General features: G+C 31.1%; 8 protein-coding genes. 3 read left to right on the top strand and 5 right to left on the bottom strand.

What is annotated here, in order from left to right; translation table 11 throughout:
* Positions 1–276 precede the first annotated feature (276 nt).
* On the bottom strand, positions 277–2,433 hold the full coding sequence (locus ACH0CI_RS15840) for a type IA DNA topoisomerase (protein WP_406901859.1): 2,157 nt from the start codon (positions 2,431–2,433) through the stop codon (positions 277–279).
* Positions 2,434–2,549: 116 nt separating this feature from the next.
* Positions 2,550–3,842 (bottom strand): GIY-YIG nuclease family protein, encoded by a 1,293-nt coding sequence (locus tag ACH0CI_RS15835; RefSeq protein ID WP_406901858.1) that lies wholly within the window; start codon positions 3,840–3,842, stop codon positions 2,550–2,552.
* A gap of 122 nt (positions 3,843–3,964) precedes the next feature.
* On the opposite strand from ACH0CI_RS15835, the gene ACH0CI_RS15830 reads away from it, so the two are divergent.
* From ACH0CI_RS15830 to ACH0CI_RS15820, 3 genes are all read left to right on the top strand, one after another.
* A complete protein-coding gene (locus ACH0CI_RS15830; protein ID WP_406901857.1) occupies positions 3,965–4,195 on the top strand; it encodes a helix-turn-helix domain-containing protein in 231 nt (76 codons plus the stop codon).
* Between the two features lie 364 nt (positions 4,196–4,559).
* Positions 4,560–6,302, top strand: coding sequence for an ATP-dependent nuclease (locus ACH0CI_RS15825; protein ID WP_406901856.1), 1,743 nt, complete (start codon positions 4,560–4,562; stop codon positions 6,300–6,302).
* Positions 6,303–6,516: 214 nt separating this feature from the next.
* Complete coding sequence (locus ACH0CI_RS15820; protein ID WP_406901855.1) at positions 6,517–7,497, top strand: hypothetical protein; 981 nt, start codon at positions 6,517–6,519, stop codon at positions 7,495–7,497.
* Positions 7,498–7,636: 139 nt separating this feature from the next.
* Here the strand turns inward: ACH0CI_RS15820 and ACH0CI_RS15815 are convergent, their stop codons facing one another.
* The 3 genes from ACH0CI_RS15815 to ACH0CI_RS15805 all read right to left on the bottom strand — a co-directional run bounded on the left by ACH0CI_RS15815 (position 7,637) and on the right by ACH0CI_RS15805 (position 12,760).
* On the bottom strand, positions 7,637–10,147 hold the full coding sequence (locus ACH0CI_RS15815; RefSeq protein ID WP_406901853.1) for a DEAD/DEAH box helicase family protein: 2,511 nt from the start codon (positions 10,145–10,147) through the stop codon (positions 7,637–7,639).
* A 221-nt stretch (positions 10,148–10,368) separates the two neighbouring features.
* A complete protein-coding gene (locus ACH0CI_RS15810; RefSeq protein ID WP_406901852.1) occupies positions 10,369–11,079 on the bottom strand; it encodes a hypothetical protein in 711 nt (236 codons plus the stop codon).
* Complete coding sequence (locus ACH0CI_RS15805; RefSeq protein ID WP_406901850.1) at positions 11,072–12,760, bottom strand: site-specific integrase; 1,689 nt, start codon at positions 12,758–12,760, stop codon at positions 11,072–11,074. The genes ACH0CI_RS15810 and ACH0CI_RS15805 overlap by 8 nt, the downstream gene beginning before the upstream one ends.
* Position 12,761: the final 1 nt, after the last annotated feature.

Raw genomic sequence — 12,761 nt, 5'->3', positions numbered from 1 at the left:
AATAGAGATTTTATGAGCTTTAAAAAAGTTTTATTTTTTAAAAATTTGAGTCCCCTCTCGAATATCTCTAGCTAGTTATGAACATTTCAAAATTTAAGTCCTAAATATATTTTATCATTTAATCACTCTTTATAGTTGTTTAGCTCTAAATATATAGTCCCGTTAAAATATAAAAAGACACGAAATAAATCAGAAAAGTTGCACCTCTCCCTCTGTGAACTTGATGTGAAACCCTTCCAATTTATTTAACTGAATTAAAATTCTCTACCAACTTTACTATTTCTCAAATTCCATCTTCCAACTGAAATACTCATTATCAGCATTCTTCTCATATCTTAAATTAGCATCGAACTTATTACCTTTTTTACTAGTTAAACCTTTTACAGGAGCAGTACCATTCTTTAATAAAGCCTTTACCATAGTCTTAGTAGGCTTCTTTTTCATTGTTGCTAAGAACTTGTCATTTTTCCAAATAACAAACTTGCAGCCATTTTTCCAATTGCTACAGCCAAATCCTTTTTGACCCTCAATTACAGCATGACCACAAACTGGGCATTTACCCATTATTTCGTTCGATTTACGCTGAGAAGCTACTTCGTTAATTGTAACTTCTTTCTCATTTTTGATTGTTTCTACCGCCTTGGCAGTAAAATCAAAAATCAAATGTAAGAACTCATCTTTTGTAAAACTTTTTTTCTCAATATCATTCAATGATTTTTCAAGACGACCTGTAAACTCAAGATTAAATAAATCCTTTATAGGGAATGTTTCTATTAACTTTCTTCCAAGCTCCGTACAAAGTAAATTCTTATTTTGCGTTGTTATATAACCAACATCTTTCAATTTTTTTATCGTTTCAGCTCTTGTTGCAGGTGTACCGATACTAAATCCACTTAAAATCGCATTTAGGCTTTCTTCATCCGTACCTTCTCCATCGTAGTTCTTTCCACATGTCTCCATAACTCGAAGCAGCGTTCTTTCTGTATGCTGCTTAGGTGGCTTTGTCACGTGTTTAGTGATTTCATGCTTTACTAAATCTACGTCATCATTAACTTGTACAAGAGGTAGAATCGTATCCTTAGATTGAACTTTCTCTACTTTCTTCCACCCTTCTACGAGCTGAACTTTTCCTTTAGAGATAAATAATCCTTTTAAATCTGCACCAATAATTTTCGTTTCAATTCTTGTTTCCTCATACTCAGCTACAGGCATGAACTGCATAATGAATCTATTTTTAATGGCTTGATAAACTTGTTCTTCATCAGTTGATAGCTTTTTAGGTTTTAAATAAGTAGGTACAATTGCACTATGGCTCTCTACTTTAGAGTTATCAAAAACTCTTTTTGTTTTAACAAATTTCACTTCGTCTTTGTATGGTAAATTTTCTGTTAGAACTTCTAGAACCTTTGCCGTCTTACCCACTAAACTTTCTTCCAGAGCTACGCTAGCCGTACGTGGATATGTGATGAATTTTTTCTCATACAGAGATTGCGCTACTTTTAAAACTTTATCAGAAGTCCACCCCTTGTATTTATTCGTAATATACCCTTGCAAATTGGATAGATTGAATAAAAATGGCGGGTATTCCTTCTTTTTTTGTACCTGCTTATCGCTTATAATTCCTGATTTGTCAATCAGTTTTTGCTGGACCTCTTCTAGAGTTTCTTTGCTTTTAAATTTCTCTTCTTTACCTTCAATATACGTTCCTTCATACTCTTGTTCATCTTTCGTTTTAAAAATTGCTTGAAGTTTGTAATAGTTCTCTGGAACAAACTTTTCAATTTCTTTATCTCGATCATAAATAATTTTTAAAGTTGGTAATAAAACTCGACCAATGTTCAGGGCTTTCCCTTTACCTTTTTGGTATTTAAGAGTAGCCACAGATGTCAGATTAATTCCAATAACCCAATCAGCCCATTGACGGCTAACACCAGCATCCTGCAAAGGTCTTAATTCTGTATTTAGCTTAATATTTTCTAACCCATTCATAACCTCAGCCGGTGTCCATTCGTTTAATAAAAGTCTATAAACAGTCTTGTCGGTCTTCAGATTATAGATAATACTATCTCCTATGACTTGGCCTTCACGATCATAGTCACAAGCGGAAATAATTCCATCAACATCAGGTCTTCTCATCAAACTTTGGATAATTTTAAGCTGTTTTTTAGCACCTGTATCAGGCTTTTCTCTATCACGAGGATTGCTTTTCACTTTATACTTAAATACTTGCGGGATAAATGGGAAGTTTTCCATTTTCCATGTGGACATCTTATCGTCATAATCTTTTGCATCATATAATTGAAGTAAATGTCCGAATGCCCATGTAACAATGTAGCCATTTCCCTCAAAGTAGCCGTCTTGTCGACCTTTTATCTTTAGTGCATCTGCAATGTTTTTTGAAACAGATGGCTTTTCTGCAATAATTAACTTCATTTAATTAATCACCTTACGTTTAAAATTTCCAAAATAAACTTACTCAGTTTTATTATTTTATCATATAAAAGCATATAGCAATATAAATGGGTAGAAAAGCACTCTAGGTGAGGTAGTTACACATCTAATTTATAATTAAGTATCTTCATAAAATCAGCATCTTTTTTATATTCATCATTTGTGAAATACTTCAATTCAGATTTTGTAAGTAGAAACCATTCTGTAGAATTAAAAAGTGGATGACGTTGCTGTTTGAATTTCCTTTTTAGATACGATTCCAGGTTAAGAGCGTTTAAGCTCTTGATAATTGTTATTTCTTGCAGCGTATGTGTAGGGAAATGCTCCTTAAAACTTTCTTCAGCTTTCATGTATCTGTTTTTTAAATTTCGTTTTGTAACTCCTACTTTAACTGTATTACTATCTCCGTACACATATAGAAAATAGTACATGCCGTAAGTCTTTATCATTTTAAAACTATATTTTATTTCATTAAATGACTTAAGCACTGTATATATTTCGCCTGGAAAAACTCGATTAATTATATACTTCTCTAGATTAATATGTCTTTGGGTAGCTAATACTTTTATTTCACTGTTAAATCTCTTTAGTGAATAGTTATTTTGAAGTTTTCTTTTATTTTTTAAAATTTGATAAAGAACATTAACTTCTACAATTTTTTCGTTATACTTTTCAAAACGCTTATACAGACTAAGATAAAGTAATTCTTGTAAAAGCTCTTCAATATACTTTACATCTCGCGCTTCAACAGGCCTTGCATTCCACTTGTATCCCTTATAAAAGTTTTGCCACTGCTCAAGGTAAACGTCAAGCTTTTCTAGAATCCTTCTCGCATCTGAGTCTAGCTTAAAGTTATTCCTATAGAAACAACTCTCATATTGAGCTAGGTGCTCTTTAATTTCATAAATGACTTTTATTCTTCTAACCTTTTGATTTCCCATAACAAGCAATTTTTTAATTAATAAGAGGACCTTCTCTGCGATAGTTAATATGTGTCTTCTATGCTCATATTTGAAGTCATGTTTACTCGAACTGTAATATTCAGTAAGAATTTTTAATCTTGATAAGTCTTTAACTTGATTATTAATTCTCTCTATTTGTGAACGTTGTAAATTCCTTAAGTAGTTATTTTGTTGTTGAAGACGGTGTACTTCATCAACAACTTTTTTTTTCTCTACTTCATACATAGATAATTTGCTATTTACAATTTCATAATTTCTAGTTATATCATGGGCATAATCCTGTAGACATTTATTCTCTTGTTCCATTTTCATAAGTCTATTCTGAGTAATGCTTAATTCACTATCAATTAATTCTCTCTTTTTTTTTTCATTTAAATATCTCTCTTGAAAATGTTTAATAGTTTCTTTCATTTTTCTATAAAGATGCAATATCCTAACCCCCTTCTACTTTAGAATATTTTATAAAAAAATACGGCTGTAGACTATAGTCTGTAGAATAAACCTTGCTGCTCTTTAAAAATAGTCTTATAGACTTTCGGGAGCGTGGTTTCTTGGATATTGAGCAAGCATTTGGGATAGTAATAAAGAAATATCGTTTAGAGCGTTCCATAAGTCAGGAGAAATTGGCTTTTGGAGCAGGTTTGGATCGTACATTCATAAGCCTTTTAGAAAGAGGACAAAGAAAACCAACAATCAATACGCTTTTTGCTGTTTCAAAAGCACTAGGTGTTAAGCCACATAAAATAATTGAAGATATAGAAGTGTTTATATATACAAAATAGAAAAATATATTAATTGTAATGATTTTATTTATGAAACTTTTTTCTATATAATTAAACTTGCAGAACACCAATTTTCAAAAAAAGAACACCCCTTATTACACTGGGGTGTTTTTTTGAATGATTTTTTATTTGTGAATTATTTTAGTTTACAACAAAATTTATTTTATTCCTCAACCTGATCTAGTTGTTAAAAACCCTGTATTAAAACCTATAAGATAAAACAATTAGTTAATAACTTCATATATCTTTATAGTAATAACTAAGTTTATATCTTTACCCTCAATTCTCTTTATTTTGTAAATAGAAGTCAAACTATCTTATAATTAAACTTATTAGTAAGAAATAACAATGGAGGCATTACAGCATGTATATTGAAAGTATTAGCGTAGAAAATTATCGATCCATTAGTGACACCCCCCCTTTAAGAATAGAATTAGGAAATTTAACGATAGTTTCAGGCGCAAACGATTCAGGAAAGACTTCTTTCCTAATCGCTGCTCACATAGCTACACTCTTCCTAGGTGAAGGTTCTTTAAATCGAAACAGCTATCTACAAAAGTTAGGTTCACTTGAAGGAAGTAAATTTTTTGATATAGAAAAAGGTGAACTACAGGCTGAGCAACTTGCAACAATAAAACTAAACTTTAACGATTACGAAATTAATAAGTTTGTTGAAAATATCTTTAAAGATAGTAATGTACAAAAGAACTTTGCTTCACTTCAAAGTGGAGAAATAAGTTTTTCTAAAGAAACTGTTAAACAATTCTTTATGGATACTGGTCTTATATTTAAGGTTTCCTTGGATTCACATTTCCCTTATCGTTTCTATGAAATTCATAACTTTGATCATTTTGAATCATCCATCTTTAATTTTTTTAAATTTAATAAAACAGCTGAATTAAATGGCTTTGTAACATATATATGGGAATTAATAGAGAAAGAAATTAAAATAACAACATTATCCAGGGAAGTTACTACTCTATTTATACCAAGCCAAACAAGAGACAAATTGTTTAATTATCATTTAGAAAAACCTAACAATGACACCGTCATCGTATCTGAATTAGTTACTTTTTTTAAGGATCTTGGAACAGAGAAAAGAAGAAGAAACGGAGACTATAGTAAATTTATAAGTTATTGTAAAATTATATTTCCAGAGTTACAGAGTATCGATGTAGGTAATCCAGTGGATAGCTTTATGGAAGAGGATGTATTTATAACTTGGGTGAAAAACGGAAGAGCGCACCGCCAACCTTTGCATAGAAGTGGAACTGGTATAACTAATGCTATTTATATAATATCTAAACTTTTGAGAAGTTATACGCATATGAATGTAATTTTTATTGATGAACCTGAAAACGGATTACACCCTAAATTGCAATTGAGGTTCATAAAGTTGTTAAGAAGATTGTCAGAAGAGTTTAACGCACAATGGATAATCTCTACACATTCTCCTTTTATAATGCAAAAATTAAAAGATAAAGATAAGTTATATTTATTGGAACATAATGGAACAAGCACTATTGGAAGATCTGTAAATCTCCACAAGAAAGATGAGGTTTTTTATGCATTAGGTGCTTACTTACCATTAACACTTGCAGCAAACGCAATAATATTCGTTGAAGGGCAAACAGAAGTAAATGTACTTTCAATTCTACTAGATAAAGTGGGAATCGGTATGGATAGAGAAAATATACTCCTAATTCCACTTGGTGGTGAGAATTTATTTGGTATTGATCCAGTCGACATCAAAAAAATACATGAAAAAAGTATGGTTATAATTGATAGTGATTTGAGCAAAAGTGAAAAGCAAGGAGGAAACATAAAAAAAGTTAAACTTAATTATGAGAAAGCTTGTAAACAAGCTGATTTAAACTGTGTATTAATAAGAGAATATAGAACTATTGAGAATATGTATCCAAGAGAAATTCTTTTTGAATTATTAGGTAAAGAAAATTTGTTAGAATATGATGGCTTTGGAGAAATTACCGAGATATCTACTCGAAACAAAGTAACAATTGGTAAAGAAGTTGCAACGAAAATGACTAAAGAACAAGCTGAACAATTTCCTCTCATAAAAGAAATACTGAGTTGGTGGAAGGAATAATAACATGTGATATAAGTTACATACTTTCTTTAACAATATACTGGAGTAGCCTGTTTAGAAGATAGAAAATAGAAAGTATATCCAAATACAATTTATAGATAATTTTCATTACTTTACTGGATATAAATGTTCTTTTTTTACTAATTAAATGGTAATATAGTCATATTAAACAAGTAATTGTTATTTATATATTACTTTCTAGGAGGCTACTCAAATGGCAGTCACGGATTGGTTAGAACTGGAAAATTTCAAAAAGAAGCTTAATGAATTAGATCCAAGCTTACAAATTGATTTAAAACCACCTACAACAGATCATTCATCAAAGTTTAAACTTGAAGGTTATCGCACTAGGATTACTAGCCATAAATTCCCGGATGAAATGGGTAACTTAGATGCAATGGAATTTCTAAGCTATCCATCAGCTCATAAAAACTTTACAGATATTTATGATAATGTTCTTAATAAAGAAAATCTTCTCTCTAATATAGAAAGCACTTGGAATTTCCCATCGCTTTACTTCATAACTGTCTATAAAGACTTTGAAGATGGGGAAGAAAGCGATGATTATATAATAAAATTTTTGGGTGATGAAATTCGAGATGAGAAACTGTACAATATTTGCAGAAAAGGTAACGATATTCTAAGAGTTGAAAAACTACTGTATATTGGAAGAACTTATGACATTGTTAACCGTTTTAGAGATGGACATAAAGTTACTCAGGCTTTAAGCCATTCGAAGTATAATGAAGTGAAAAAGAGAATCTACATAGCAGAAATTGATATATTTGATATATTTGAATTTACTCCTTCTTTGCCTGATAATCGTATACGAAAAATTCTCGAATTTATACCTATTGAATCAATAAGCAATAGAGAGTTAGTTATTGATATACAAATATTTCTAGAAAGATATTTTATTTCTTACTTCAAAGTACCTTTTTATAATTTAAAGGATAAAACACCTAAAGTAGATTTCAAAAAATGGCCTATGGTTTCTGAGCCCAAGCTTATAACCATAAACGATTACCCAGATTCATGTTTTTTTGAGGATGTAACTCCTTCTCTATCTAATATTATAGATGCGATTCTTGAAGAACCAAGAAATCTATACAACCAAAGTATGAAACATATTGAAACGAAAAGAAAAAGTTTTTCGAAAGAAAACAAGACTTCAAAAACAAATCATAAAAAATAAAAAGCTAAAAATAAGAGAACGCATTTATTGTAAATAAATGCGTTCTCTTATTTTGACTCACTCTTCTTCTCTCCAGTCTTAGTAAATGATTTTATTAAGAATGTTCCTTCTGCTAAATAAAAAACATATTTCCAAGAGATTATCTTATTTTCTTTAAGTACTCTGACCTGTAACTAGATGCCGTTAGTTTATACTCACGTAACAGTTGGGCTATTTCACGTTCCGTATGAGCATCTGTTTGTTTATGAGACAAGGCAGTAATAAAGCCACGGACATTTCTTTTTAGTTTTGTCAGTGCTTCAGTGTCCATAACAAATGTATTATTACTGATAGTTACATCTCTTTCCTTTTCATTCGATGGTTGTAGGGTAACTAAAGAATATACAGTGCCTTCTCCATATTGCTTTTGAAACCATTTTTCTGAGTGGTATAATTGCTCAATGTCAGAGCGACTAATTTTATTTTTCCCTTTCTTTTGAGACTTTGCTTCTTTCAATAAATAATGTGTATCTGTCATACACCACAATAAATCTGGGCCATTTCCTAATTCGTTTTCGGGGCGTTGAGATGAGAAACCTAAAAAATCACCCATTTCATTCATCATTCCTTCAAACCTTTCTGATGAAATGTCAGGATTAAAATTTACTGACTCCAAAATACTCTCTATATGCACTGCAACATCTTGTGGCCGAGAAAAAGAAGCAATTCTTTGCCTAACTAAAGCTGCTTGTTTACCAGGTTTAGTAATTTTTGTATAAACAGTTCCTAAAGGTGGATGAAACATTCCCGTTGCCATCTCTGCTGATTTAATTTGAAGATCATTAGCCTCAACTTGGTTTCCTAAATATAAAAGTTGAGCAGCAAACTGTAAATACCAAGCTGTATCTTTGTCTGTGAACCATTTGGGATTTTTGTTAATATATTCCCTTATTACTTGAGCAGCATTGGTATATTGGCGAAGACGAAATAGTCTTGCTGCTTCCTTTTCTATTTCTGCCAGCTCTAATTTCTCTTCCTGAATACTGTTAATCGGTTCACTTTTTAATTCATTAATAGTTTGTTGATGAAATTTTCTCCAAGCCAAGTCTTTGTTTAAACAAAGATTTACTACATCATTAATTGTAGATAAAGGTTTCTTACCATCCTCACCATCAAGTAATTGTAATCCTAAATTTATTTGAGCTCTAGTGATAGTAGTAAAGTATTGAAGATTCTTATCTACGCCTAAAAACCTAACTAACTCAGGATTCAGAACGAATACAACAGAATCATCACTACCCGAACGTACTGCCCTCCCTAGCCCCTGTTCTATTGTTTGACCTAATTTTGAATTAATAATAGAAGAACCATTTCTAACTGATCCCATATATCTATCACGTAAAGAATGTAATGAAGGCTTCCCATCTAAAACTAAAATCCTACACATATCCCCTAGTAAATCTATACCATCATAACGATTAACAAAAACCATAAGATTACCCTTAGTAATTTTTAATTTATTCAATGCAACATCAATATTTTTTCTATTTACAACTTCAGCACCAAGCTCAGACCAAGGTTTTGCTTGATAATCAGAAGGTACTAGAACTACTGCATTTACATTATGTTTTTTTGCAACAGCCGTAATATATTGACGCATCTTTTCATCATGTAACTCAGAACTATATCTACTAGGGGCTAAGATAAGTCGTTCACCAATGTCTTTTCGGTCTTTTGGTACCAAAGGCTGCCTAATACTATCTTCGTTTATTCCTAAATCTTTTAGTAAGACTGTATCATCTTCAAATGTAGCTGATAAAACGTAGCGATGTTTTGCCTCATTGAGAGACGGATTTAGATAGTATGGTACATGAATTGGTGAAATCTCAAGGCTTTTACCAGTAAAAAAGCAATCGTATTGTAACAACTCATTTGATATGAAGTTCCAAGTAAAAGTTACAACTTCTTCTTTCCTATACTCACTAATTATTTTTAACACTTCAGAGTTTTTACTCATCCATTCCCAATAAGGTACTCTCATATATATGGTTGGATCTCCATCAGCTAACTGAGAAAATGTACCAGGTGCCTGACGCTTTAACTCTTCACTAAAAAGTGCGAGCAAACGTTTATATAAATCATGATCACTGCCAACCTTAATAGAAGCATTTTCGCGGGCTTTAACCACACAAGCATGTGCATCGTCTAATAATATTGCGCCCATCTGTATATCATCACGAACAAAAATAGATTTGCCATTAAAAAGTTTATCAAATGTACAAATAAGAATATGTTGCTTATTCAAAAACTCCAAGGGAAAGTCTCCATTTTTTTCAAAGTAACATACAGGTATTCCATACAATTGAGCCTGCTTTATAGTTTGTGCAACCAATTGATTATCAGGGCACAAATAAGCACATGGACCTACTTTTTCAACAAGTTTAGAATATAACATTAGTAACCCCGTTAAAGTTTTTCCAGCTCCTGTATTCATTTTCCCTATAACATCTCTTTTATCCCTTTGTCGGTGCCATTCTGTTAAGATTTCTTCCTGAACTCCTCTTAAATACTCATAACCTTGCTTGTGAAATAACGTTTGGAAAAGCTCAACTGGGTCTAAAGGCTGTTCAATAGAGGTACTTTGCTTTAATTTCCTTTCAAAAATGTTCATAAACAACACACTCCCTTACCTTTAATTAGTTACATTTCTTCTTTATTTTAACATTTATATCTATTAAATTGTGCTATTTAACTTATTGTAGCGTAGAAATAGATTTTCAAATAGTTTCTTATAACCATAAAACACATACGATAATGTTCTTATGTTAATTACTACAACACAAAGCCCCCCTAATAGAGAAGCCTCTTTTAGGGGGGCTTTGTATTAATAATTTATATAAACTTATCATATTTATCTCCTAGCGTTTTCCTTTCTTTGATACTAACTATTCTTTGATTAGCTATATTCAACTCCTCAATCTTTTTATCTTCATACCAAGTATAGAAATCTATAGGTGTATCAAAGATTTCCTCCATGGCTTTTTTCACTCTTTTTGTTTTGTCTACTCCCGTACTTAATTGATCCTTAATGGGTGTATCTTTATCGTTACTGTAACGAAGCATTTTAAAAAGTGTATCTTGTAAAGTTATTACTTTATTTTCAAGTTCTTTTATTTTCTCTTTTTTATTTTCTACATCCATTTTCATATCCGTGACTTTTTTCTTCAAGTGTAATTCTTTCTCCATACTACTGTACAGTTGACGCTCTAGTGGAATTAAATAACTAATCAATTTTTCCTTATTGCTATAATACTTATGGGTCAAATCTGTTACATTCGGGATTGTTATTTCTTTTTCCTCCAGAGTAATTAATTGATTAGACAAAACTTTGTTTGCTTCGTCTATATATTCCCTACCTAGTCTTCCTTTTTTTCGCCAAAAATCTTCACCCATTGCAACTGGAAATTCTTTATTTTTAACAAGCTCTTTATTAAAAAGATAAATATCTCTGTAGCTTATCAGTCCAGCTACATTTTTCTTAGTTTTAAAAAGATAGATAATCTCTTTCACTTGTTCTTCATTTAATTTAGCCCTTCTAGACACGGTATCCCACTCCTTCTAAAATTTTCAACTCAGCTATTTGATTAATTTCTTCTTTAATTTGATTGGAAGCAGTCTGAAGTTGGTTAAAAGATAATGGATTTTGAGAATATAGTTCATCAGCAAAGATTTGTTCATGTATTTGTTCTATGAAATTTGCAAGCTCTCCAATATTACGCTTTCTTTCTTTTATTTTCTCTTTTATTACGTTGTTATTTTCTATTAATTCATGGGGCTCAATTCTCCAATGGCTACAGAATATACACTGATCCGTTTCACACCTTTGTAATTGATCAGAGCAATATCCTATATCCTGTAATGGTTTATAACATCCATCAGAAGTGGGGGGTTGGAATGCTTTCAACCTAATTTCATCAGGAATATGTTGTAATATATTCACCTCTTTTTTACTGTTATTGTCTTGATTAATAAAGAATGGAGTTGCCTGGGATATAAACTTAAATTTATTCATTAGATTAAAGACTTCACAATCAATCCAATGTTCAATATGATGAGCATAATGATATTGCATTGAAACAGTTTTATGGTTAGCTAATCTCGCAATTTCTACTGGAGAGATGCCTTGCATAACTAAAGAGATAATTGCAAAGTGTCTAGTTTGATTGGGTTTAACTTGATTTTCTTTTTCTATATTTAACCCATATTTCTTTTTGACAATATCCTTATAAAACCTTTTAATCAGCACTGCTAAAGTCTGTTTTGTAAACGTATTTATATCATATTTTCTATTTATTCTATTTTGACTATCTGCCCATATGATTGCTCTATAAGAAAAAAGAACTTGGGTTTTACCGAAACCTTCTGTCATACTTATATAATTAAAAATTAAAGTATATAAATCGTCGCTAATTTCTATTTTATCCACTACTGCAGTGCTGTTATGTGGAAGCTTCTGTCTAGGTAATTTGATATAAGGTTTCCCTTTATTATTTTTAAACAAGCAGTTTCTACTAATGCAGCAAAATTCCCCAGCCCGTAAAGGAATTACATTGCTTAACTTCCACCATATTAATATAGGATAATATAAGATTCTCATAGCTAAATTTTTTTCACTTAATTCCTGTTTTAAAAGTTCTGCAAAGTAATTTTCAATACACCAAGAGAGAGTTAAAACATCTTTTGAAGGCGGCAAAGAAATTGATTTTTTAATATAAGGTAGTTTACTTCTATAGGTAATCAAAGGTTTTATATAATATTCTCCATACTCAATATCGCTATAGTCAAAGAAATTTAGCAGAGATCTTATTAGAGAGGCCTTTGTTGTATTATCTCTTGAGTCTTTAGTTAGATAATCAATAAAAGAATCTACATTGTCTTTTTTAAACCCTTGTGTCTTTTCTAACCCCTCTAATAAAAGACTATAATTAGATTTTACTGTACTTAGAGAGAAATCTTGCAGCATCTCTCCCACCCAGCATTTTACCGTCACAATTAAGCTTTCTCCTAAGGCGTACTCAAGTGCTGTATAATGTTTAAGTTTATTAAAATCAAATATCTTTCTATACTTTGCCCAACCTACAAAAATCCATATATTATCATCAAAATGAGCAATAAACTGTTCTTCAAATCTCTCTAGTATCCTCAAAACATTTCTAAAGCTTTCTTCCCTTGAAAATTTTTCTTCAGAAATTGAAAGAAACTCTTCTTCCCTTAATTCATTCATC

This window comes from Priestia sp. 179-F W1.4 NHS, from assembly GCF_045369295.1.
Classification (GTDB): domain Bacteria; phylum Bacillota; class Bacilli; order Bacillales; family Bacillaceae_H; genus Priestia; species Priestia zanthoxyli.
Note: the sequence above shows the minus strand (reverse complement) of the source record. Positions and strands in the feature narration are given on the sequence as shown.